Raw genomic sequence first — 23,637 nt, 5'->3', positions numbered from 1 at the left:
CGGTGGTGTGGGGGGTGGCCTGCCAGTTCCAAGCAACAGCGGACACGGTGGGGTCGGATCTCGGCCCTCCAGGTGATAGAACAGCGGACACAGTGGTGTTCGACGGTCGCCTCCGCCGGTGGAAGAACGGCGGACAGGGTGGGGTACAGCTCCGCCAGCGCAAACCGATGCAAGTACCAGAGGGTTCTGATCGGACTGAAACAGCGGACAGAGTGGTGTCTCCCCGGTTCCGCGTGGAGGCGGACGGTGCGAGGCGTCGTCTCCGTCCCTTCGTCGGGTGCTACCGGTCCTGACCGAACAGCGCGGCGGCGTCGTCCGGCGTGTCGAAGTCGTGGAAGTGCTCGCCCTTCTCTTTCGTGAGGATGTTCAGGGCTGCGGCCGCGCCGTCGCCCGCGGAGATGACCGCTTGCCACTCTTCGGCGCGAACCATCGCACCTGTGGCGTAGGCGTCTGTGACGCTCGTCTCCATCGTCACGTCCACGTCGACGGTATCGTCGTCCGCCGTTTCACACCCGAGCGACTCCGCGAGATCGCGGTTCGCTCCGGTCGCGAGGACGACGTAGTCCGCCTCGTGGGTCCCGTCGTCCGTGGAGACTTCGAAACCGTCGTCGGTTTCCTGCACGTCGGTCACTTCGGTACCCTGTTTTCTGTCGACACCGAAACTGTCGACCTGCTCCCGGGCCGTCTCGAGGAACGCCGTGCCGTCCTGTGAGCCGATGCCGAGGTAATTGAACAGGTGGGCCTTGTGCATCCAGGTCCCGTCGGTGTCGAACACCGTCGTCTCCAGCCCGTTTTTCTGTGCGAACAGCGCAGCGCTCAGGCCGGCGGGACCACCGCCGACGACGAGTACGTCTGTCACGACATGACGTTACGCCGACACAGTTGTAACCGTTTTGATTTGATACACGTTAGCAGGTCGAGAACCGAAACCGACGGGCGAGCGCCGTCCGCTCACTCCACCCAGACCGTCTTGGCGTTCGTGAACTCCCGGATGCCGTGTTTCGAGAGTTCGGTCCCGTAGCCGGAGTCCTTGATGCCGCTGAAGGGGAGTCGCGGGTCCGACTGCACGACCTGATTGACGAAGACGTTTCCGGCGTCGATCTCGGGAACGAGCGCTTCGCCGCGGGCGGCGTCGGCGGTCCAGACGCTCGCACCGAGTCCGAAGTCGGTGTCGTTCGCGACGCGCACGGCCGTCGATTCGTCGGGCACGGCGGTCACCGTTGCGACCGGACCGAACAGCTCTTCCTCGGCCGCCGGACAGCCGTCCGGAACGTCGGTCAGAATCGTCGGCGGGTAGTAGTGGCCCTCGCGGGACATCGGTTCGCCGCCCGTGACGACGGTGGCACCAGCGTCGACGGAGGCCCGCACCTGCTCGTCGAGCTGTTCGAGGATGTCCGCCCTGGCCAGCGGGCCGAGATCCGTCGCTTCGGCCGTCGGGTCGCCGACGGTGAGGGATTCCATTCGCTGGGTGACAGCGTCGAGGAACTCGTCGTAGACCGCCTCGTGGACGACGAACCGCTTCGCGGCGATACACGACTGGCCGGCGTTTTGCGTGCGCGCGGTCACTGCCTGCTCCGCCACCGTCTCGACCGGGGCGTCGTCGAGAACGACGAACGGGTCGCTCCCGCCGAGTTCGAGGACGGTTTTCTTGAGCGCCTCGCCGCTCTCTGCGGCGACCGCTCGCCCGGCGCGCGTGCTCCCGGTCAGCGTGACCGCCGCGACACGGTCGTCTGCGATCACGTCGGCGACGCGGTCGGTGGGGATCTGCAGCGACGAGAAGACGCCCTCGGGATAGCCCGCCTCGCGGAAGATCGACACGATCGCCTGGGCACAGCCCAGCGTGTTCGGGGCGTGCTTGAGGAGGCCGACGTTGCCGGCGGTGAGGTGGGGCGCGGCGAACCGGAACACCTGCCAGAACGGGTAGTTCCAGGGCATGATCGCCAAAACCGGCCCGAGCGGCTCGTAGCTGACGTAGGTCTTCGTTCCGGGCGCGCCGTCGAGGCGCTCGTCCTGGAGTTGCCCGGCCGCCCGCTCGGCGTAGTACTCACACACCCACGCGCACTTCTCGACCTCGGCGCGCGACTGGTCGAGGGGCTTTCCCACCTCGTCGGTGATGAGCGCAGCGTAGTCGTCTTTCCCGTCGCGAAGCACCGTCGCCACGTCTTCGAGGAGGGCTTCGCGCTCCGCGATCGGTCGGTCGCACCACGCGTCGAACCGGTCGGCAGCGCTGTCGAGCGTCGCCTCGACGGCGGCCTCGTCGTCGACCGCGTACGTCGCCAGGTGCGCGCCTGTCGCGGGGTTCATCGTCTCGAACAGCGTCGGCGCGTCCCCGCTCATGGCCAGATCCCCAGCGTCTCGTGGCTCTCGGCGACCCGTTCGAGCGCGACGGCGTACGCCGCGTCCCGCCACGGGACATCCCGCGCTTCGCGACTCTCCCTGACCGCCTCCCAGGCAGCCAGCATCCGTTCGTCCAGTTCGTCTCGAACTTCGTCGTGGGTCCACGAGCGGCCGTTCGTGTTCTGAAGCCACTCGAAGTAGCTCGCGGTGACCCCGCCGGCGTTGGCGAGGATGTCGGGGATTACCGGAACGCCGCGTTCGGCCAGGACGGCGTCCGCCTCGGCCGTCGTGGGCTCGTTCGCCCCCTCGACGACGAGTGACGCCTCGACGTTCGGCGCGTTGTCCGCGGTCAGAACCCCACCGACCGCAGCGGGGATCAGCACGTCCACGTCGAGTTCGAGCAGCGCGTCGTTCGTCAGCTCGTCGGCCTCGGCCGCGGCGTCGCGGTCGGAGAGCGGGCCGGTCCCCGCCGAGAGCGCGTCGATGTCGAGTCCGTTCTCGTCGAAAACGCCGCCGTCGATGTCGCTCACGGCGACGACCCTCGCGCCCCACTCGTCGAGCAGTCGGGCGGCGTGGCCGCCGACGCTCCCGAATCCCTGAATTGCCACGGTCAGCCCGTCGATCGGGAGGTCGTAGTAGTTCGCCGCCTCGCGTGCGACGAGTGCGGTGCTGCGACCCGGCGCTTCCTCGCGGCCGGCGAGGCCGCCCACGCGCGGGGGTTTGCCGGTGACGACGCCACGCGTCCCGTCGCCGGTCTGCATCTTGTACACGTCCGCGATCCACGCCATCGTCTGGGCGTCGGTGCCCATGTCAGGCGCGGGGATGTCGGTCTGCGGGCCGACGAACGAGCGCATCTCCTCGGCGAACCGCCGGGTCAGCCGTCGTTTCTCTTCGGTCGAGAGCGATCGCGGATCGACGGCCACGCCCCCCTTCGCGCCGCCGAAGGGAAGGTCGAGGAGCGCACACTTCCAGGTCATCGCCATCGCCAGGGAGACGCACTCGTCGGCCGTCACGCCGGGGGCGTACCTGATGCCGCCCTTGTACGGACCGCGGACGTTGTCGTGCTGGGCCCGGAACCCTTCGAACACCTCGATGTCGCCGTCGTCGAGGCGGACCGGAATCGAAACGCGGTGGACTTGCGAGGGGTACTTCAACCGTTCGACGTACTCGTCGCTCACGTCCACCAGGTCCGCGAGCCGGTCCAGCCGCCGTTTGGCCGTCTCGACCGCCGGTTCGTCGGCCGCCGTCTCCGCTGTCGTGGCGTTCGCTGATATCATCGTCGCTATGCAGGTGGCTACGAACCCGGTCCTTAATAGTTTTTCCAAATATTGTGCAGTCTATGGGACTCAATTCTAAAATAGACTTAATAATGGGATACAATCTAGAAAAGGCACTGTCACTCCGTCGCATCGGGCTGAAGCAACGCGGCCAGCGTCTCCGGGTCGAAGTCGTTGAGGGGTCGCGGTTCGTCCTTGATCGTCTTGATGACGAACTTGGAACTCGTCTGTTCGACGCCGTCGACGGACTCGTAGTCCTCGATGAGGCGCTCGACCATTCCGCGGCTCGACAGGTGCGCGATGACGACGAAGTCGGTGTCGCCCATCGTGAAGTAGACCTGATTGACGCCCTCGACGTCGGCGAGCGCCTCGCCCACGTCATCGTGGTACTGCTCGCTGTACTCCGCCGTCACCTCGGTGATGACGGTGATGTTCAGGCCGACCGCTTCCAGATCGACATCGAGCAGGTCGTTCGTGACGACGCCGCGCTCTCTGAGTTTCTCTAAGCGGTAGTGGACCGTCGAGGTCGGAATGTCGGTCTCTTCGGACAGTTTCTCCGCGCTGCCGGTTCCGAGTCGCGCGACCGCCGAGAGGATGGTCACGTCTTTCTCGTCCATCGTTGAATCGAGTCCCACTTCACCGGTCGTGGTTGAATAGGTTCCGACCGGTCGCAAATCGATGCCCGAGTCGATGCACCGCCACTGACAGCGCCGCGGCTCAGGGTCGCCGGAACTCGATTGCCATGCCCTGGCCGTAGCCGACGCACTCGGTGGCGAGGCCGAGGGAGTCGTCGCGTCGCCGCATCTCGTGGAGCAGCGTCACCGGCAGTCGCGCGCCGGTCGCCCCCAGCGGGTGCCCGAGGGCGATGGCCCCGCCGTTGACGTTGAACCGCTCGTCGTCGAAGCTCAGTTCGCGTTTGCAGTACAGGCACTGGCTGGCGAAGGCCTCGTTGAGTTCGACCAGGTCGTAGTCCTCCGGATTTCGGTTCTCCCGCTCACAGAGGGAGCGTACCGCCGGGACGGGGCCGACGCCCATGATCTCGGGATCGACGCCGGCGACGGCGTGGCCGCCGATTTCCCCGAGGACGGAGAGCCCGTATCGGTCCGCGAACGACCGGCTCGTCACCAGCAGGGCGGCGGCGCCGTCGCTGATTTGCGAGGCGTTCCCCGGCGTCACGGTCCCGTCGTCGCGGAACACTGTCGGCAGATCGGCGAGGCGTTCGAGCGACGTGTCGGGACGGATGCCCTCGTCGCGCTCGATTCGGCCGGCCGGCGTCTCGACCGGGACGATCTCCTCGTCGAAAGCTCCCGAATCGGCCGCCTCCGCGGCGCGGCGGTGGCTCCGGAGGGCGTACTCGTCCTGTGCCGTCCGGGACACGTCGAAGCGCTCGGCGACGGCTTCGGCCGTCTGACCCATGTTCAGCGCGTCGAGGTCGTAGCGGTCGGCCAGTCCGGGGTGGACGCTGTCGATGTTGCCCGCGATGGCCACGCGGGACATGTTCTCGACGCCGCCGACGATCAGGCACTCGCGCTGCCCTGCCGCGACGGCGTCGGCCCCCCGCGCGACGGCCTCGGCCGAGGACGCGCACCAGCGGTTGATCGTCGCTCCGGGGACCGACTCCCCGAGGTCCGAGAGGAGCGCGATGACCCGTGCGAGGTTATTGCCCTGTTCGTCGCGCTGCTGGGCGCAGCCCCACAGCAGGTCGTCGACCGCGTCGCCGTCGAGGCCGGTCCGCGCGAGCAGTTCGTCGACGAGCGGGACGGAGAGGTCCTCGCTGCGAACGTCCGCGAAGACGCCGTCGTCGACGCCGAGCGGCGTCCGAACCGCTTCCACGACGACCGGCGTCGTGTCAGCTGCTGTCGCGTCTCGCGCCGTCATCGGCGCTCGGCCCGGATGGCGTCTTCGAGCCCGTCGACGGCGCGTCGGAGCTGCGACCGGTCGATGGTCAGGGGCGGCTGGAACCGGATGACGTTCTTGTAGTAGCCGCCGACGCCCATCACGATGCCCTCCTCCTCGCGGAGGTGCGTGCCGACGTGTTTCGCGAGGTCCGGGGCCGGAGCCGGAGCGTCGCCGGGCCCCCGCTCGTCGGGATCGACCAGTTCGACGCCCTGCATCAGGCCGAGGCCGCGCGTCTCGCCGACGGCGTCGAGCGATTCGAGCGCGGCGAGTTCGTCGGCCAGCCACGCCCCCTGTTCGCGGGCGTTGTCGACGATTCCGCCCTGCAGTTCGTCGATGGTCGCCAGCGCGGCGGCACAGCAGACCGGGTTGCCGCCGAACGTCGAGAGGTGGTCGCCCGACTCGAAGGCGTCGGCGATCTCGGCGGGCGCGGTGAACGCGCCGAGCGGCAAGCCGTTGGCGATGCCCTTCGCCTGCGTCAGGATGTCCGGCGTCACGTCGAAGTGATCTGCTGCCCAGAACTCGCCGGTCCGACCGTAGCCCGACTGGACCTCGTCCAGCACGAGCAGGCCGCCGTGGTCGTGGGCGATCTCCTTCACCCGCGAGAGGTAGTCCGCGGGCGGGACGATGATGCCGCCCTCGCCGATGACCGGCTCGACGACGACGGCCGCCAGGTCGCCGCTCGTGTGGGTGCCGATGACGCGCTCCAGTTCGGCCGCGGCCTCGGCGGCGAACGCCTCGTCGTCGAGGTCGCCGTAGTGCGAGCGGTACTTGTAGGGGGCCGGCGCGTGGGTCACGTCGTTCAGCGTCGGGGCCATCCCGTGCTTGTAGGCGTGGTTGCCGGTGAGCGCGAGGCTCCCGAGCGTCCGGCCGTGAAAGCCCATCTCCAGGGCGACGATCTCCTTTCCGCCGGTGTACTTCCGCGCGAGCTTGATCGCTCCCTCGACGGCCTCGGTCCCGGAGTTACAGAAGAAGGACTTCTGGAGGTCGCCCGGCGTGATCTCCGCGAGCCGCTCCGCGAGGTCGGCGACCGGCCGCGACGGGTGGACGTACGAGCAGCCGTGGACGAACGTGTTGAGCTGGTCTTTCGCCGCCTCGACGACGGCCTCGTTGTTGTGGCCGGCGTTGGCCACCGAGATCCCCGAGAACACGTCGAGGTACTCGTTCCCCTCGTGGTCGAACAGGCGACACCCCTCCGCGCGCTCGACGGGGACGTTGAGCGACTTCCAGATCGGCATCACGTGCTCGTCGTACCCGGCGACCACGTCGTCGTTGTCGGTCGTCGATTGAGGTTTAGGACTCATACTATGGAAAGTATTATTCTCGTCTAGGTATACAATGGAAAACGCGACTAAAAAGTTATCGACTCTCAGCACCCATCGGAGCGTGACTTACCCATGAGCGAAAATCCAGACCACAACGACTGGCAGTTCCAGAATCGAGACATCAAGATCCTTCGCGAACTCTCGAAGGATCCGCAGATCTCCTCCAGAGAGCTCAGCGCGACGCTTAACGAAAAATACGACATCGACGTCTCCCACGTAACCGTCAGCAAGGCCATCAGGAACATGCGCGCCTCGGGCGTCTTCCGCGAGGCGATCATGCCAAACGAGGAGTTCTTCAACTTCGCCCTCTTCGAGTTCAAGTTCGACCCGCGGAACTTCGACGAGGAGTGGGAGGCGGCGATGGAGTACATCATGGACGACCCGCACACGCTGATGTACTTCATCTCGAACGGCGAGTACCAGTGGAAGACCATCATGATGTTCCAGAGCCGGGAGGCGGAGTCCCAGTGGATTCACGACTTCTACAAGCACCACGGGACCGTCGTCTCGAACGTCCGCAACTCCGTCGTCCACAACCTCCTGAAGTTCCAGACCGACCCGGAGATCTTCGAGTTGATGGACGAGGACTGACACGCGGTGGGTCGCCACGCGTCGAACCCGGGCGTCCTCAGGCCGACTTGAGGATCAGGTTCTTCCCGAGCGCGACGTCGAGCAACAGCGGGATGACGACCGTGATGATCATGAGCACCGTCGCCATCGCGTTGATCTCCGGCGTGAGGCTCGTGCGGACCATCGTGTAGATCTCGATGGGCGCGGTCACCGTGTCCGGCTGGACCCAGAACTGCGTCGCGGTGAACTCGCCGAAGCTGATGACGAACGCGAGCAACATCCCGGCGGCGAGGCCGGGCATGATCGACGGCAGCGTCACCTCGACGAACGTCTCCAGTTCGTTCGCGCCGAGCGTCAGCGCGGCCTCCTCGATGGAGCGGTCGAACCCGAACAGCTGCGCTCGCACGGTCACGAACACGTAGGGGAGCACCAGCGTCGAGTGCCCGAGGATGAGGAACAGGTAGTTCTTCTGCATCCCGACGTCGGTCAGGAACGCCGTCAGCGCGACACCGATGACAACCGGGCTGATGAGCATCGGCAGGAACAGCAGGCTGGAGAGGACGCTCTTGTACTGGAAGTCACGGCGGACGAACCCGATGGCCGAGATCAGCCCGACCGCGCCCGCGACGAGGGCGCTGCCGGCCGCAACGACGAAACTGCTGACGAGCGCGTCGAGTAGTCGTTCGCTCGCGAAGAACTTCTGATACCAGGTCAGGCTCAGTCCCTCCGGCGGGAACGCCGCGTACTGCGTCGGATTGAACGAGATGAGGACCACGATGAACAGCGGGAGCAACAGGAACAGGTACAGCAGCCCCGTCGCGCCCCTGATCGCGTTCCACCGCGCGTCGTCCGAGAGGCGGGTGCTCACTGGTCGAACACCTCCTCGAGCCCGACGAAGCGGTTGAAGACGGTGATGATGGCGAACAGCACCACCAGGTACACCATCGCCATGGCGCTCGCGAGCGGCCAGTCGAAGGCCTGCCCGAACGTCTGACTGATGAGGTTCGCGACCATCATGTTCGCCGGCCCGCCGAGCAGCGCGGGGGCCATGAAGCTCCCGACGGCGAGGATGAACACCAGTATCGACCCGGCGCTGATGCCGGGCAGCGACAGCGGCAGCGTCACCTCGTAGAACGCCCGGAGCGGCGACGCGCCCATCGTCTTGGCGCTCTCGATGTACTCGTCGTCGATCTTGTTGACCGTGTTGTAGATGGGGAGTATCATGAACGGAAGCAACACCTGGACGAGGCCGGTGACGACGGCCACGTCGTTGTAGAGGTAGCCGTTCGACGCGACGCCGACCCAGCCCAGCACCGTCGTGATGAGCCCGTCGTTGCCGAGGACGAGGATCCACGCGTAGTACCGGATGATGAGCGGGACCCAGAACGGCAACACGACGAACAGCAACAGCAGCGACCGATACCGGCTCTCGGTCCGGCCGAGGAAGTACCCCGGCACGTAGCCCAGCGCCAGCGTCGCGACCGTGGTGAGGAAGCCGAACTTCAGGGACTGCCAGAGGATCAGCAGGTACGTGTTCCCGATCTGCCAGCCCAGCAGGTCGACGTTCTGCAGCAGGATCTCCTGGTAGTTCGCCACCGTCGCCTCGTAGACGATGGTCCCGCCGGCCCCCCGCTGCCAGAACGACAGCGAGAGGATGTAGACGAGCGGGGCGAGGAGGAACAGGGCCATCCAGGCCAGGCCGAGCCCGGCCTGGAGGACGGTGAGCAGGCGCTCGCGGCGCTTGACGACCTGGATGCCGCGCACGACGGGGTCGGCGCGCAGCACCGCCGTCCAGACGCGGAACCGGAGCGGCTGGCTACTCGCGGGCCGCAGGTCTTCGGCGCGGGTCTCGTGACGCTCGCTCATGCCGTGGACTCACCGGCGGTGCCCGATTGCTGGTCCGTCCCCGGGTCGCGGGCCACGACGAGGTTCTCCGGGGGGACGCTGACGTAGACGGTATCGCCCGGTTCGAACGACTCGACGTCCGTGAAGCCGTGCTTCGCGACGATGAGCTCCGTCCCGTCCTCGAGCCGACAGAAGAACTGCGTCTTCTCGCCCAGGTAGTTCGTCGTCGCGATCTCGGCCGGGAACTCGTTGGCCGCGCCCGTCGGCTCGCGGGACACGTCCAGCTTCTCCGCGCGGAGGAAGACGCTGAGCCGGTCGCCCGTCGTCGCCGCGACGGACTGGGGCAGTTCGAACGTCACGCCCGCGTCGGTCTCCAGAACGGGCGTCCCGTCGGGGGTGCCGACAGCGCCCGAGAGCTGTGAAGACTGGCCGATGAAGTTGGCGACGAACTCCGAGTCTGGACTCTCGTAGATGTCGAGCGGCCGGCCCTGCTGTGAGAGGCGGCCGTCGTCGAGCACGGCGACGCGGTCGGACATCGCGAACGCCTCGGCCTGGTCGTGCGTGACGTAGATGGTCGTGATGCCGAATTCGCGCTGGATCCGCTCGACTTCGACGCGCATCTGCTCGCGGAGGACGCGATCCAGCGCCGACAGCGGCTCGTCCATGAGCAACACGTCTGGTTCGAAGACGAGCGCGCGTGCGAGCGCGACCCGCTGTTGTTGCCCCCCGGAGAGATCCTCGGGCGAGCGGTCCATGACCTCGGGCAGGCGGACGCGTTCGAGTACGTCCGCGACCCGCTCGCGGCGCTCCGCTTCGGGGACCCCGCGCATCTTCAGCGGGAAGCCGATGTTCTCGCCGACGGTCTTGTGGGGGAACAGCGCGTAGTGCTGGAACACCATCCCGATTTCCCGCTCGTAGGGCGGTCTGTCGGTGACGTCGTCCCCGTCGATCCGGATAGTTCCCTCCGTCGGCATCTCGAGGCCGGCGATCATTCGAAGCGTCGTGGTCTTCCCGCACCCGCTGGGGCCGAGCAGGGAGACGAACTCTCCCTTCTCGGCGGTGAAGCTCACGTCGTCGACCGCGGTGACGTCCCCGAACCGTTTCGTGATGTTTTCCACTTCAACGTAACTCATGCGTGTGATCTGGTGATGGTCTGTAGTTCCGCAAGCGGGATACTCTTTCGCGCGGTCAGTACTGTCCGAGCTTGATCTGCTCGAACGTCTGGTTCCAGTCCTCCTGGTGCTGTTCCTTGAACTTCTGGTCCTGGAACTTCAGGCGCTCGCCGCCGGTCGGGTCGAAGTCCGGCAGGGCCTCGATGTCGCTCGACGTGGCTCCCGTCGCCGGCGGGTAGCCGATGACGGGCGAGAGGCTCTTCATGACCTCGGGCCGGTACGCGAACTGGATGAACTTCTCGGCGGTGTAGCGGTGTTCCGAGCCCTTCGCGATGGCGAAGGTGTCGGACCAGCCGTACGCGCCCTCCTCCGGGATGGTGTACTGGAGGTTGTCGTAGCCGTCGTTCTGCAGCGAGAGGATGCGACCGGACCAGCCGTCGCCGAGGACGGCCGTCTCGTTGGAGTACAGCGTCGTCTGCTCCTGGCCGCTGGTCCAGTACTTCTTGACCAGTTCGTGTTGCTCGGCCATCGCGTCGTACACCTGTTTGACGCCCTCCTCGTAGGAACCGGCGTCGCCCTCCATCTTGTTGGGGTCCATTCCCTGCGCGAGCGCGGTCGTGAACATCCGAACGAACGCGAACCCTTCGAGCGTCAGCGCGCCGCTGTACTCGGAGTCCCACGTGAGTTCCCAGGAGAACGGCGGCGACCCCGAGACGTGATCGGTGTTGTACACCATGCCGACTGTCCCGTAGTACAGCGGCGCGACGAACGTGTCGTCGCCCGTCCCCGCCGGATTGTACTCGCGGAAGGACGGGAGCAGGTTCGACCACGTCTCGATGTTGTCCAGCCGGAGCGGCTCGACGAGGTCCTGCTTGACCGCGTTGTACGACCCCGACAGCGACGGCATGATGACGTCGTATGAGCCGGCCGGGTTCGAGCGGACGTTCGCCAGCATCTTGTCCTGGCTCGAGAAGCTCGACTGCTCGACGGTGACGCCATACTCCTCCTCGAACGGCTCGATGAGGTGCTTCGTCAGCGCCTCCTGGGTCGACCCGCCCCACGAGTAAAAGCGGAGCGTGTCGGCCATCTCGTCTCCGCCGCTCGAAGACGTGGCGGTGCCGGTAGTCCCGGAGCTCCCGCCGTCGCCGCTGGAGCCGTCGCCGCCCGAACTCCCGCCGTCGGAGCCACCACCGAGACAGCCGGCGAGACCGACGACGGTCGCGCCCGCCCCCGCCTTCAGCAGTCGGCGCCGGCTCAGCGGTGCGCCGCCCGAACTTTCCGTCGACTCCGAGCTCCCCGCGGTGTCGCTTCCGTTCGATAGTTCACCGTCTTTCTTCATGTACGAAGATTACTCATAGCGCAAGTATAATAAAGTTTGGCAAGCGAGACATAATTACGCGAGACAGAGAATCTAATCCCGGCCGATTAGATTAACACTGGAAAGAAGACACCAATCATGACACCACGGACACCACAGCCGGTCAGCGCCGGCGGGCGGGGAGAGCGATGACCGCTGCCCCGTCGGTCGATTCGGAGGATGCACAGCGGGTCCGAGACGCGGTCGCGGACCTGACGAGCGACGCCGCGGCGTTCGCGTCGACCCTCGTGCGCGAGCGCAGCGTCCAGGGTAACGAGACGGACGCGCAGCGCCACGTCATCGAGCGCGTCCGGGACCTCGGACTGGACGTTCGCCTCCTCGAAGCCACGGACGTGCCGGGTATCGAGGACCACCCGGAGTTCGCGGAGACGGACGACACCTACGAGGGGCGGCCGAACGTCATCGCGACGAAGCCCGGTGCGGGCGACGGCCGCTCGCTCCTGTTCAACGGGCACGTCGACGTCGTCCCCGAGGGCGACGCCGAGCAGTGGTCGTTCGACCCGTTCGGCGGCGAAATCGTCGACGGCGAGCTCCGGGGACGCGGCGCGTCGGACATGAAAGGCGGCGTCGCCGCGATGCTGTTCGCCGTCGAGGCGCTGGACCGCGCGGGCGTCGAACTCGCCGGCGACCTCGCGATCCAGTCGGTCATCGAGGAGGAGGCCGGCGGCTACGGCGGGTCGCTCGCGACCGCGCTCGACGGCTGTGACGCCGACGCCGTCGTCATCCCGGAGCCGACCGACTTCGACCTCTGGATCGCCAACGACGGGGTCTCGTACTTCCGGGTCACCGTCGAGGGCCGCGGCGCGCACGCGGCGCACACGGACGAGGGCGTCAACGCCATCGGCAAGCTCTATCCGATCTATCGGGCGCTGGAGGACCTCCACGACCACCGGAAGGAGACGGTCCACGACGACCTCTTCGAGCGCGAGTACGAACACACCGTCTCGCTCAACCCCGGGACGCTCCGGGCCGGCGAGTGGCCGTCGAGCGTCCCCGACGAGGCGGTCCTCGAAGGACGCGTCTCGCACGCGCCCGCGGAGACGCGCGAAGAGATCAGAGCGACGGTCGAGGAGACGGTCAGAGAGGCCGTCGCGGACGACCCGTGGTTCGACGAGCACCCGCCCGAGGTGGAGTGGTTCGGCTGGCGCGGGAGCTCCGCGAGCATCTCGCCGGACGAACCCATCGTTCGGACCGTACAGGACGTGCTGTCGGAGTCCCTCGGTGTCGAGGCGACCGCAAAGGGCTTCCCGGGCGGCATCGACACGCGCTTCTTCGTCAACTACGCGGACACGCCGGCCCTGTGCTTCGGGCCCGGCGCGCACAACATCCACGGGACCGACGAGTCCCTCCCGGTCGAGGAACTCGAACGGGCGATCGCCGGTCTCGCGCTGATCGCGATGGCGTGGTGCGGCTACGAGATGGCGGACGACCCGACGGCCGCGGCCGACGCGACCGCGGAGGGGACCGAATGACGCCCCTCGACCACGGCGCGGTCGCCGGCGAGTCGTTCCCGGACGCGGCCGGCGTCGCGTCGGGCTCGCCGACCGGCTCTCGGAGCCGCCGCGACAAGACGACCGACCTCGAAACGGCCATCGACCGCTACGTCCCCGACGGGGCGAGCGTCGCCTTCGGCGGGATGGGCGGCCGCGACCCGGAGGCCGCGGCCCGCGAGATCGTCCGGCAGGAGAAATCCGGTCTGACGGTACTGGACGACGCGCGCACGACCCTGTTCGACATCATGGTCGGCGCGGGCTGTGTCGACCGCTACGTCGGCTCCTGGGTGGGAACGAGCCTCATCTCGCAGGGCCACAACGTCAGGAACGCCGTCGAGAACGACGTGCCCCACCACCTGGAGATGCGCGACGTGTCGAACTTCGGCTCCTCGCTCATGTTCCTCGCGGGCGCGATGGACGTGCCGTTCGTCCCGACCCGGTCGATGCTGGAGACGGACATCCCCGAGCACAACCCGGACATCGAGGTCGTCGAGGACCCGCTCGGTTCCGGCGACGACCTGGCGCTCGTCCCGGCCGCCACGCCGGACGTGGCCGTCATCCACGTCCAGCGCGCCGACCGCCTCGGCAACGCACAGATCTGGGGGAACGTCGTCAACGACCACCTCAAGGCCAGGGCGGCGGACCGCGTGGTCGTCACCTGCGAGGAGGTCGTCCCGACCGAGACGATCCAGCGCCACCCCGAACTGACGAAGATCCCGTTCTACGCGGTCGACGCCGTCGTCGAGGTCCCCTTCGGTTCGCACCCGTGGCACTGCTACGGCTACTACTACGCCGACCTGCCGTTCTACCGCGAGTACGGTCAGCGCTCCCGCGACCGCGAGGACTTCCTCGACTGGCTGGACGAGTGGGTCGTCCCCCACGAGGAGTACCTGGAGCGGATCGGGGCCGAGCGGCTGGCGACCCTCGAACGGATGGAGGCCCAGCTCAACGATCTGCCGCCGGTCGACGGCGACGCGGAGGAGGAGGAGGGGTCCCGATGACGAGCAGACAGCACCCCGCCGCGGTCGACGAGGCGGAGGGACGGACGCCGGAGACCCTCTCGGGCGCGGACATCGACTACCCGGTGGACGTGGACCGGCCGCACGAGACGGCCGAGGACTACTCGCTGACGGAACTGCTCGCAGTGTCGGCGGCTCACGAGATCGAGAACGGCGAACTGGCCTTCATCGGCGTCGGGATGTCGCTCATCTCGGGCATCCTCGCGAAGCACACCCGATCGCCGGACTGCCAGTTGGTCACGGAGTCGGGCTACGTCGGCTCTCGGCCGCCGGGCGTGGTCCAGTCCATCTCCGACACCGTCCTCGGCGTCGACGCGCTGTTCGCGTCGAACCAGTTCCAGATCTTCACCGACAATCAGCGCGGCCTCTTCGACGTGGGCATCATCGGGGCCGGCCAGATCGACCGCTACGGGAACACGAACTCCACTGTCGTCACCGGCGCGGACGGCACGTACGACCACCCGAAGGTCCGCCTCCCGGGCTCCGGCGGGAGCAACGACATCATGACCTCGTGTGGCCGCTCGGTCGTGATGATGCGCCAGGACGAGCGCGCGTTCACGACCGACCTCGACTACCGGACCGCGCCGGGCCACCTCGACGGCGGCGACGCCCGCGAGCGCGCTGGCTTCCGCGGCGACGGCCCCAGCGCGGTCATCACCGACATGGCGATCTTCCGGTTCGACGACGACGGCGAGATGGTGCTCTCGGCCACTCACCCCGGCGTGGGCGTCGACGACGTGCGCGCGGAGGTCCAGTGGGACCTGCAGGTGGCGGACGACGTCTCGACGACGCCCGAACCGACCCGCGGCGAACTCGCCGTCCTCCGAGCCATCGACCCGACGGACACGGTGTTGCGCGGCAGCGACTACATCTACGAGGTCGGCTTCGAGGAGTGGAGCGAGCGCGTGATGGAACAGTGGAAGGCCTTCCAGGACACACAATGAGTAACGAACAGATGACCGACGACACCACGAGCGAGCGAACGACCACGCCCGGCACGGACCTCGGCGGGATGTTCCCCCGGGCGTTCCAGAAGGAGTACGTCACGATCACCCGCGGCGAGGGCCACCACGTCTGGGACGCCGACGGCAACCGGTACGTCGACGCCATCGCCGGGAACCAGAACGTCAACATCGGCCACGGCCGCGAGGCCGTCGCCGAGGCCGCCCGCGAGCAGATCGAGCGCCTGGAGTACACCTCCAGCATGCTGTTCGCCAACGAGCCCGCGATGGAGTACACCGAACGGATCGCCGAGTTCACGCCCGACGGCTTCGAGCACACGTGGCTCGTCTCCAGCGGGTCGGAGGCCAACGAGAGCGCCGTCAAGATGGCCCGCCAGTACCACTACGAGCGGGGCGACGAGGGCAAGTACAAGGTCCTCTCGCGCCGGAAGAGCTACCACGGCAACACCGGCATCGCGATGGCCCTCTCGGGCTTTCCCGCCCGGAAGACGAAGATGGAACCGCTGTTCGACAACTGGCCGAAGGTCCCCAACGGCTCGCCGTACCGCTGCGGGTTCTGCGGCGGGGACGGCGGCGAGGCCTGCGGCCGGCGCTGTGCCGACGAGATCGAGCGCATCATCCAGCAGGAGGGGCCCGACACGGTCGCGGCCTTCATCGCCGAACCGGTCACCGGGGCCGCGAACGCCGCGGCCACGCCCCACGACGGCTACTTCGAGCGGATTCGAGAGATCTGCGACGAGTACGACGTGCTGTTCATCGTCGACGAGGTGATGGCCGGGTTCGGCCGGACCGGCGAGAACTTCGCCATCGAGCACTGGGACGTGACGCCGGACATCATCACCGGCGCGAAGGGGATGAGCGGCGGCTACTCGCCCATCGGCGGAACGATGCCCCATCGCCGCGTCGCCGAGGTGTTCGAGGACGTCGAAGACGGCTTCCAGCACGGCCACACCTACTGCTTCAACCCCGCGTCGGCCGCCATCGGCTCCGCGGTCCTCGAGTACATGACCGAACACGACCTCGTCGCCAACGCCCGCGACGTGGGGTCGTACATGCGCGAGCGCTTCGAGGAGTTCTACGAGTACGAGGTGGTCGGCGACGTCCGCGGCAAGGGCCTCATGCTCGGCGTCGAGTTCGTCGGCGACCGGGAGACGAAGGAACCGCTGGCCGAGACCGGTGCCGAGTTCCAGTCGCTCCTGTTCGAGACCGGCCTCGACGAGGGCGTGCTGACCTACCCGGGCGGCGGGCACGTCGACGGCGACCGCGGCGACCACGCCCTCGTCACGCCGCCGCTCACCGTCGACCGCGGGGTCGCCGACGAGATCGTCGACCGCCTGCACGCGACCTTCGAGCGCGTCGAAGCTGAACTGTCGGACTGAGACGCGCCGCCGGCAGTCCGCTGGACGGGACCCGCTGGCTCAGTGGATCGACCGATCCTCGTCGTTCCAGTACCGCTCTCTGATCGCGTTCCGGTCGACTTTTCCGAGTTCCGTCGTCGGCAGCGACGCGGCGACCTCGTAGGACTTCGGCTTCTTGTAGCCCGCCAGTCGCTCGTCGGCGAACCCGCGGAGGTCCGCTTCGTCGACGGTCGACCTCGCCGGGACGACGACGGCGTGGACGGCCTCGCCCCACTCGTCGTCCGGGACGCCGACCACGGCGGCGTCGGCCACCTCGGAGTGGTCACGAAGGACTCGCTCGACGGTCCGGCTGTAGACGTTCATCCCGCCGGTGACGATCACGTCGCTGCTGCGGTCCAGCAGCGTCAGGTAGCCGTCGGCGTCCATCGTTCCGATGTCGCCGGTGTACACCCAGCCGTCACGGAGCGTCTCGTCCGTCGCGTCCGGGCGCTCGTAGTACCCCTCGAACGCGTACGGCGCGGCGACGACGACCTCGCCGACCTCGCCCGGAGGGAGCGCCTCGTCGGTCTCCGGGTCCCGAACCTCGACCGTCGCTCGCAGGCAGGGGGTCCCCGCAGACCGGAGGCGCTCGGTGTCGCCCGCCTCGGCGGCGCGGGCGTGCTCCTGTGGCGGGAACGTCGTAACGAGGTTCGGGACCTCGGTCTGGCCGTAGAACTGGTGGAAGACGGGGCCGATTCGCTCGATGGCCTCCTCGAGTCGGTCGGTCCGCATCGGCGCGGCCCCGTAGACGATCCGGTCGAGCGAGGCGTGGTCGACGGCTGCGAGGCTGTCGTCGTCGAGCAGGCGATAGAGCATCGTCGGGACGAGGAACGTCCACGTCACGTCCGCGCGCTCGATGGTCGCGACCACGTCCTCCGGGTCGAAGCCGTCGCGCAACAGCACCGTGCCCCCGCCGAGCAGCGCCGCCCAGCAGAACGTCCCGGCCGAGTGCGACAGCGGCGTCGTCAGCAGGCCCACGTCGCCGCCGTCGAAGCCGAACTCCAGCAGGTGCGACCCCACGTTCTCGACGAGGCCGCGGTGGGAGTAACAGACCCCCTTCGGCCGGCCCGTCGTTCCACCGGTGTAGTAGTGGCCGGCGGTGTCGTCTGGGTCCGGCGTCGGTCGGTCGCCGTCGCCGTCGTGACGGGCGAGGAGGGACTCGTACCGATGCAGGTCGACGCCGTCGGCCAGCTCCGGGCCGTCGTCAACCGCCATCGTGTCCGCGCCCGTCGAGGCGTCGTCGTCAGCGCCGACGACGATCACCGTTCGGAGCGAGTCGACGGTTCGCGAGGCGGTCGCCACGGCGTCGCGCCGCGGCGCGTCGCAGACGAGCGTCTCAGCGCCGGCGTCGTCGAGGAGGTACTGCAGTTCGTCGGCGCTGTGCTGCGGATTGAGCGGGAGGCGCGCCCCGCCGGCACGCAGGATGCCGATATCGACGACCGGACTCGCCGCCGCGTTCCCGAGCAACACGCCGACTCGGTCGGCCGCGCCGACGCCGAGGTCGACCAATGCGTCGGCCAGCCTCGCCGACCGATCGTCGAGGTCCGTGTACGAGAGCGATCGTCTCTCGTCGCGAATCGCGGTGCGGTCGGCGTACTTCCGCAGGGCCCGGTCGAAGAGCCCGGGGAGCGTCCGGGGGTACCGCGTAGTCATACGCACACTCGGCCCGCGACGGTGAAAAATCCACAGGCAGCGCGGCCGGACGTGGACGGGACGTGAGCGGAGTGCGCTCGCCGACTCGCGGCCGCTCGCATCGGCAGCGACCGACGCAACCGCGGCAGGGGAACGGTTTTTGCCCCGGGGCGCCGACGCCGTGGTATGCGCGCAGCCATCTACCGCGGTCCCGGAGAGATAACCGTCGAAGAGGTCCCGCGGCCGGAACTCGAGTCGCCGACGGACGCCATCGTCCGCGTGACGCACACCGCGGTCTGCGGCTCTGACCTGTGGTTCTACCGCGGCGAGAGCGACCGCGAGGCGGGCTCTCGCGTCGGCCACGAACCGATGGGCATCGTCGAGGAGGTCGGCGACGACGTCCGGTCGGTCGAGCCCGGCGACCGTGTGTTCGCGCCTTTCGTCATCAGTTGCGGCCGCTGCGAGTTCTGCCGCAAGGGGCTGCACACCTCCTGTGTCAACGGTGACTCCTGGGGCGGCGACAACGGCGGCGGTCAAGGTGAGTACGTCAGGGCGACGGAGGCCGACGGCACGCTCGTCCGCGTCCCGGACCGCCACGCCGACGACGAGGACACGCTCGAAGCGATCCTCCCGCTGACGGACGTGATGGGGACGGGCCACCACGCCGCCGTCAGCGCCGGCGTCGGCGAGGGCGACACCTGCATCGTCATCGGCGACGGCGCAGTGGGCCTCTGCGGCGTCCTCGCGGCGCGCCGCCTCGGGGCCGAACGCATCATCGCCATGGGCCACCACGAAGACCGCCTCGACATCGCGGAGGACTTCGGCGCGACCGAACTCGTCTCGGCCCGCGGCCAGGAGGCGGTCGACGCCGCGCTCGACCTGACCGACGGCGGCGCGAACCACGTCATGGAGTGCGTCGGGGCGGCCTCGGCGATGGACACGGCGACGGACGTGTGCCGACCCGGCGGAACCGTGGGATACGTCGGCGTTCCTCACGGCGTCAACGACGAGGGCCTCGACATGTTCTCGCTGTTCGAAGACAACATCTCGCTCAGCGGCGGCGTCGCGCCGGTCCGCGCCTACGCCGAAGACCTGCTCGCGGACGTGCTGCAGGGCACGCTCGACCCCTCGCCGATCTTCACGAAGACCGTCGACCTCGACGGCGTCCCCGATGGCTATCGGGCGATGGACGAACGCGAGGCGATCAAAGTGCTGGTAAAGCCCTGACGCTCACGGGGTCTCTATCGACCGTTACGCCGCCGTTTGGACGTCGACGGACCCCGAGGCCAGCACGCTCACGGTGTAGCCGCAGTACCGGAACCGAACGACGCCGTCCGTCTTCGAGCGGTCGAACAGCGAGTCGAGAGCGTCCGGATCGACGACGTACGCGAGCGGCGGCGAGAGCTCTCGCGGGCCGACGCCTTCGGCCTTCGCGACCGCTTCGACGACCGCCTGGCTCGGTTCGAGGCGGGCTGGCGAGGCCACTTCGGTCACGAACTCCCTCGTCGACGATCGGTCGACGATCCCTGTGACTCTGATCCGGGGAGCAGCGCCGACAGCGCCTCGCGAATCTCGGATCGGTCCGTGAGTGATACCCGTTCGCCGGCCCTGTCCCAGTCGATCACCGCCGCTCGATGGAGTTTCGGCAGGTGACAGTGATACAGCATCGTCCGCCGACGGTCGGACTGCTCGGCGGTGACGGTACTGGGGGGCGCGTCGCGGTCCCGCGCGACGAGTTCGGTCGCGAGTCGCTCGACCGGGAGCGGGTCCGACTCTGTGCGGTCCCGTAACACGCGCAGTATCGAACGCCGCTCCGGATTCGAGAGCGATTCGGTGAGTGGTTCGAGAAACTCGGCCTCGCCCGTCTCGGGACGGGCGCTCTCAGTGTCCATGGATACGGTTTCTGTGCGGCCGTCCTAAGGGACGGGCTTGCGTGTGCAACCCGGCCTCCGCCGCTCAGTCGTCGACGCCGCGAACGGTGGAGCCACACGCCGGGCAGTGCTCGCGCTCCGTCTCGAACGTCAGGTCACACAGGGCGCACTTGTACGTCGGTCGCCCGCGCAGTCGGGACTGTATCTGTCGTCGAATGCTCATCGGTTACCTCACCCGAGTCTCCCGCAGGTGCGACAGCGCGGGCGGTCGGCAGCCGGATCGAAGGCCAGTGCGATTTCGTTGCAGTGGTGGCAGTATCTGTCGGCTCCGGCGTGATGCGAACGCGCGTCCGGTACGCCCCCGGTCGTCGGTGCGGTGGAATCGTGAATCGCCATGTGAACTACAACCACGGCATCCTGTAAAGTACTTTTGGACATACAGCTTGAAGTAACCTTATATTCTGCCCAATAGTGGGAAATATCGAGCAAAATACGGATGTATGATGGATATATCGCTATATATGTGTGCTAACGTCTGGACGGCCATGCGGGACTGGGCGTCGCTCTGATGACGAGTCGTCAGACGATATCGGCGGCGAAAGAACGTGCGGGCCGAGACTTCGGAGACTTGTCGGTGGCGGTACTCGCCGGTCGATTAGTCGGCGCTGTGTCGCGGTACGTAGCGGCAGTCGGTACAGCGCCAGGCGCGATCTGCGAACTCGATCTCGCCCTGACAGTCGGGACAGCGGTACGTTTCCGCGGCGGTGTTCTGGTGAATTGCCATTACCGGAGTGGTGACTATCACCGCCCAAGAAGGTTGTTCTAATACTGCTGATATAATATTAGGTCCTACACATCACTACCCGGGATGAACCGAATATATCGGATCTGAAACGATTCTAACGGGAATACTCTGTCTCCTGGCGTCATACTGTATTAGGTCAGTAATAGTATAGGTACTGTCTATCGCAGCCATCGAACGTCACCGCATACTCGTTCGCACGACGGGCGGGCTGCGGGAGCGGCCGCGTTATCGCAGCCGCGGTTCCAGCCCGTACACCGCGGAGCGCAGAAAGACGAGGACGGGGATGATCTCCAGTCTCCCGATCCACATGTTGAACACGAACATGACCTCCGCGGCCGGGTGCATCGACGGGCCGGTGATGCCGGTCGAGAGTCCGACGTTCCCCTGTGCGCTCGCGACTTCGAACAGCGCGTCAGCGTAGGTGAACGCCTCACCGGCCGCGTTGGCGAGCAGGACGCTGCTCCCGAGCAACAGCACCAGCCACAGCAGGCTCACCAGCGCGGCCTCGCTGAACTCGCGGTCCATCTGCTCCCGTCCCAGTTTCCGGTCGCCGATGCGGGCGGTCACGACGGCGCTCTTTGGCAGGAAGACCCGCGTGAACTGCCAGCGGATGCCGCGCATGATGGTGTAGCCGCGGATGATTTTGATGCCGCCGACGGTGCTGCCGGCCGCGCCGCCCAGGACCATCGCGCCCGACAGCAGGACCTTCCCGCCGGCGGTCCACTCGCCGATGGGCGCGGACTGGAAGCCGGTACAGGAGAGCGCGCTGATCCACTGGAACGTCGAGTCCCGGACAGCGTCGGTTACCATCGGATTGCCGACTCGGAGCGAGGTCGGCAGGAACGACTGCGAGGCGAACGCGTCCGTCGCCACCGGGACCGAGAGCCCGTTCTGGACTGACAACGCGACCGCTCCGAGCCCGAGAAGAACGAACAGCCACCGGGTCTGGACGTCCGCGAGCAGTTCGCCGTACTTTCGCTCCCGTAGGACGGCGTAGTGAATCGGGAACGCGATCGCCCCGAGCGTCATGACCGGAAGCAGGACCGTCTCGATGAGCGGCGAGTCGTAGGTCGCGATTGAGTTGTCAGTGACGCTGAACCCGCCCGTCGACAGCGCCGTCATCGCGTGGTTGAGCGCCTGCCAGCCGACCTCCCAGAGCGGAAGCGACGACCCGTACGGGCTGGCCCTGATCGCGACGAACAGCACGGCGACGCTCGCGAGCGTGTAAGCGACGAATAGTTTCCAGACCGTCCGCACCGTCGAGACGACGCTCGGGTGAATCTTTTCCTCGCGGGTCTCGCTCTGGTACAGCGTGTAGCTCCCGCTTCCCGGCCGGACGAGGATCGACACCGTGAGGACGATGACGCCGACGCCGCCGACCCACTGGATGAGCGAGCGCCACCACTGGATCGCCCGCGGGAGGCTCGGCTCGTGGACCGCCATCGTGAGCCCGCTCCCCGTCCAGCCGCTCATGCTCTCGAAGACGGCATGACGCGGCGACCGGAAGAACGCCAGGCTCGACTCGTAGCCCGCGCCTGCTGGGACGTACGACGCAGCGACCGACGGCGGCGTCAGATGCGCGGTTAGGAAGAACGGGAGGGCCCCGAACAGGGCGACGGTGAACCACCCGGCCGCGGCGATGACCATCCCGTGTTTCATCTCCGGGGGGTCAGCGTTGCCGGCGAGTCGGCTCGCCGCACCGCCTACGGTCCCGGTGACGGCCGCGGACAGCGCGAATGCCGCGGCCGCGTACACCTCGCCGAACAGGGCCGCGACGAGGACCGAGAGCCCCATCAGTCCGCCCGTCATGACGAGGAGCCGACCCACGTCGCGGGCGATGATCGGCAGGTCGTCGGCGAACCGCGAGCGCCGTCCGCGACTCATGTTCGGTGGTCTTCGAGGTGACCGAAGATGTCCGTCTTCTCCGGTGTCGCGCCCGTCGCCGAGTACACCGTCACCACGTCGCCGGCTTCGATACGGGTTCCTCCGCGGGGCGTGATCGGCGTCTCCTCACCGTCCCGTTCGACCGCGACCACGAGCATGTCGGGCGTGAGGATACCCTCGTCTGCGGCGTTTCTGAGCGTCAGCCCGGCGATCGGTGCGCCCTCGGCGACCGCGATCTCGAACACCTCGGCGTCTCCGCCCAGTTCCATGAAGTCGATGATGGCGGGGCGCTGGACCCCGCGGTAGAGGTACTGCGCGATGAGCCGCTGGGGGTTCTCCATCGTGTTGACGCCGATCTGGCGATAGAGGCTCATGTGCTCGGGGTCGTGGACCACGGAGACGATGTCGGGAATCTCCAGTTCCTTCGCGAGCAGACAGACCATCACGTTCGTCGCGTCCTTGTCCGTCGTCGTCAGGAGGGCGTCGGCGCGGTCGGCCCTGGCGTCTTCGAGCGTCGCCCTGACCGTCGCGTCGTCGTTGATGACCAGGCAGTCGAACTCGCGGGAGGCGTACTCGGCGCGCTCGTCGTCGTGTTCGACCACGACCACCTCGTTGCCGTCACGGGTCGCCAGCTCGATGAGCGGCGTCCCGATGTCGCCCGCGCCCACGATGATGACGTACATACAGACCGCTGTCTGCCCGCGTGTCCATATGACTATTCACTCGAACCCGGGGACTGCGCTCCCGTCGCTGTTCGCTCGTGGCTTCGGGGCCGGTGATTGTCAGCTCCGGCGGGAGTGCGACAATCGGGAGAATCGGTCACGGCGCTTGCCG

The 23,637-nt window shown here is 67.5% G+C and carries 23 protein-coding genes; 6 read left to right on the top strand and 17 right to left on the bottom strand.

The annotated features are described in order from the left end of the window. Positions 1-280 precede the first annotated feature (280 nt). The 6 genes from GM656_RS14460 to GM656_RS14435 all read right to left on the bottom strand — a co-directional run bounded on the left by GM656_RS14460 (position 281) and on the right by GM656_RS14435 (position 6,814). The gene (locus GM656_RS14460; RefSeq protein WP_162414389.1) at positions 281-859 is read right to left on the bottom strand and encodes an NAD(P)/FAD-dependent oxidoreductase; all 579 of its coding nucleotides are present in this window, start codon (positions 857-859) and stop codon (positions 281-283) included. A gap of 92 nt (positions 860-951) precedes the next feature. Beyond that, positions 952-2,337: an NAD-dependent succinate-semialdehyde dehydrogenase gene (locus tag GM656_RS14455; protein WP_162414388.1), complete on the bottom strand. Its 1,386-nt coding sequence runs from the start codon at positions 2,335-2,337 to the stop codon at positions 952-954. Further along, a complete protein-coding gene (gdhB, locus tag GM656_RS14450; RefSeq protein ID WP_162414387.1) occupies positions 2,334-3,614 on the bottom strand; it encodes a glutamate dehydrogenase GdhB in 1,281 nt (426 codons plus the stop codon). The genes GM656_RS14455 and gdhB overlap by 4 nt, the downstream gene beginning before the upstream one ends. A gap of 119 nt (positions 3,615-3,733) precedes the next feature. Continuing rightward, positions 3,734-4,231: an Lrp/AsnC family transcriptional regulator gene (locus GM656_RS14445; protein WP_162414386.1), complete on the bottom strand. Its 498-nt coding sequence runs from the start codon at positions 4,229-4,231 to the stop codon at positions 3,734-3,736. A 100-nt stretch (positions 4,232-4,331) separates the two neighbouring features. Then, positions 4,332-5,492, bottom strand: coding sequence for a thiolase family protein (locus GM656_RS14440; RefSeq protein ID WP_162414385.1), 1,161 nt, complete (start codon positions 5,490-5,492; stop codon positions 4,332-4,334). Continuing rightward, positions 5,489-6,814: an aspartate aminotransferase family protein gene (locus GM656_RS14435; RefSeq protein WP_162414384.1), complete on the bottom strand. Its 1,326-nt coding sequence runs from the start codon at positions 6,812-6,814 to the stop codon at positions 5,489-5,491. The genes GM656_RS14440 and GM656_RS14435 overlap by 4 nt, the downstream gene beginning before the upstream one ends. 93 nt (positions 6,815-6,907) lie before the next feature. Between GM656_RS14435 and GM656_RS14430 the strand changes: the two genes are divergently transcribed. Beyond that, the gene (locus tag GM656_RS14430; protein ID WP_162414383.1) at positions 6,908-7,426 is read left to right on the top strand and encodes an Lrp/AsnC family transcriptional regulator; all 519 of its coding nucleotides are present in this window, start codon (positions 6,908-6,910) and stop codon (positions 7,424-7,426) included. Between the two features lie 37 nt (positions 7,427-7,463). On the opposite strand, the gene GM656_RS14425 is transcribed toward GM656_RS14430, so the two are convergent. From GM656_RS14425 to GM656_RS14410, 4 genes are read right to left on the bottom strand one after another with little or no spacing between them, the layout of a single operon-like run. Continuing rightward, positions 7,464-8,273 carry an ABC transporter permease gene (locus GM656_RS14425; RefSeq protein ID WP_162414382.1) on the bottom strand — a complete coding sequence of 270 codons (810 nt, stop codon included), beginning with the start codon at positions 8,271-8,273 and terminating at the stop codon, positions 7,464-7,466. Then, positions 8,270-9,271: an ABC transporter permease gene (locus GM656_RS14420; protein ID WP_162414381.1), complete on the bottom strand. Its 1,002-nt coding sequence runs from the start codon at positions 9,269-9,271 to the stop codon at positions 8,270-8,272. Before GM656_RS14420 ends, GM656_RS14425 begins: the two co-directional genes overlap by 4 nt. After that, on the bottom strand, positions 9,268-10,383 hold the full coding sequence (locus tag GM656_RS14415) for an ABC transporter ATP-binding protein (protein WP_162414380.1): 1,116 nt from the start codon (positions 10,381-10,383) through the stop codon (positions 9,268-9,270). The genes GM656_RS14420 and GM656_RS14415 overlap by 4 nt, the downstream gene beginning before the upstream one ends. A 55-nt stretch (positions 10,384-10,438) precedes the next feature. Next, a complete protein-coding gene (locus GM656_RS14410) occupies positions 10,439-11,701 on the bottom strand; it encodes an ABC transporter substrate-binding protein (protein ID WP_162414379.1) in 1,263 nt (420 codons plus the stop codon). 167 nt (positions 11,702-11,868) lie between these two features. Between GM656_RS14410 and GM656_RS14405 the strand changes: the two genes are divergently transcribed. The 4 genes from GM656_RS14405 to GM656_RS14390 are packed head-to-tail and all read left to right on the top strand — an operon-like array spanning position 11,869 to position 16,593. Further along, entirely contained in the window at positions 11,869-13,212 is a 1,344-nt protein-coding gene (locus GM656_RS14405) for an ArgE/DapE family deacylase (protein ID WP_162414378.1), read from the top strand. Further along, positions 13,209-14,234 carry a CoA transferase subunit A gene (locus GM656_RS14400; RefSeq protein ID WP_162414377.1) on the top strand — a complete coding sequence of 342 codons (1,026 nt, stop codon included), beginning with the start codon at positions 13,209-13,211 and terminating at the stop codon, positions 14,232-14,234. Before GM656_RS14405 ends, GM656_RS14400 begins: the two co-directional genes overlap by 4 nt. Continuing rightward, complete coding sequence (locus tag GM656_RS14395; RefSeq protein ID WP_162414376.1) at positions 14,231-15,196, top strand: CoA-transferase subunit beta; 966 nt, start codon at positions 14,231-14,233, stop codon at positions 15,194-15,196. The genes GM656_RS14400 and GM656_RS14395 overlap by 4 nt, the downstream gene beginning before the upstream one ends. Next, positions 15,193-16,593 (top strand): aminotransferase family protein, encoded by a 1,401-nt coding sequence (locus GM656_RS14390; RefSeq protein WP_162414375.1) that lies wholly within the window; start codon positions 15,193-15,195, stop codon positions 16,591-16,593. Before GM656_RS14395 ends, GM656_RS14390 begins: the two co-directional genes overlap by 4 nt. Positions 16,594-16,632: 39 nt before the next feature. Here the strand turns inward: GM656_RS14390 and GM656_RS14385 are convergent, their stop codons facing one another. Then, complete coding sequence (locus GM656_RS14385) at positions 16,633-18,264, bottom strand: class I adenylate-forming enzyme family protein (RefSeq protein WP_162414374.1); 1,632 nt, start codon at positions 18,262-18,264, stop codon at positions 16,633-16,635. 165 nt (positions 18,265-18,429) lie between these two features. Between GM656_RS14385 and GM656_RS14380 the strand changes: the two genes are divergently transcribed. Beyond that, positions 18,430-19,470 (top strand): zinc-dependent alcohol dehydrogenase family protein, encoded by a 1,041-nt coding sequence (locus GM656_RS14380; RefSeq protein ID WP_162414373.1) that lies wholly within the window; start codon positions 18,430-18,432, stop codon positions 19,468-19,470. A gap of 24 nt (positions 19,471-19,494) precedes the next feature. Here the strand turns inward: GM656_RS14380 and GM656_RS14375 are convergent, their stop codons facing one another. From GM656_RS14375 to GM656_RS14360, 6 genes are all read right to left on the bottom strand, one after another. Further along, positions 19,495-19,737 (bottom strand): HalOD1 output domain-containing protein, encoded by a 243-nt coding sequence (locus GM656_RS14375; RefSeq protein ID WP_162414372.1) that lies wholly within the window; start codon positions 19,735-19,737, stop codon positions 19,495-19,497. Continuing rightward, the gene (locus GM656_RS14370) at positions 19,734-20,135 is read right to left on the bottom strand and encodes a DUF7344 domain-containing protein (RefSeq protein WP_162414371.1); all 402 of its coding nucleotides are present in this window, start codon (positions 20,133-20,135) and stop codon (positions 19,734-19,736) included. The genes GM656_RS14375 and GM656_RS14370 overlap by 4 nt, the downstream gene beginning before the upstream one ends. Positions 20,136-20,199: 64 nt before the next feature. Then, positions 20,200-20,337 (bottom strand): hypothetical protein, encoded by a 138-nt coding sequence (locus GM656_RS19150; protein WP_174242985.1) that lies wholly within the window; start codon positions 20,335-20,337, stop codon positions 20,200-20,202. Positions 20,338-20,769: 432 nt separating this feature from the next. Further along, positions 20,770-20,898: a hypothetical protein gene (locus GM656_RS19540; RefSeq protein WP_277815057.1), complete on the bottom strand. Its 129-nt coding sequence runs from the start codon at positions 20,896-20,898 to the stop codon at positions 20,770-20,772. Between the two features lie 246 nt (positions 20,899-21,144). Next, positions 21,145-22,803 carry a TrkH family potassium uptake protein gene (locus GM656_RS14365; RefSeq protein WP_162414370.1) on the bottom strand — a complete coding sequence of 553 codons (1,659 nt, stop codon included), beginning with the start codon at positions 22,801-22,803 and terminating at the stop codon, positions 21,145-21,147. Then, a complete protein-coding gene (locus GM656_RS14360; RefSeq protein ID WP_162414369.1) occupies positions 22,800-23,486 on the bottom strand; it encodes a potassium channel family protein in 687 nt (228 codons plus the stop codon). Before GM656_RS14360 ends, GM656_RS14365 begins: the two co-directional genes overlap by 4 nt. Between the last annotated feature and the right edge of the window lie 151 nt (positions 23,487-23,637).

It is taken from the genome of Haloarcula salina (assembly GCF_010119195.1).
GTDB classification, from domain to species: domain Archaea; phylum Halobacteriota; class Halobacteria; order Halobacteriales; family Haloarculaceae; genus Haloarcula; species Haloarcula salina.
This window is presented reverse-complemented; position numbering and strand designations above follow the sequence as displayed.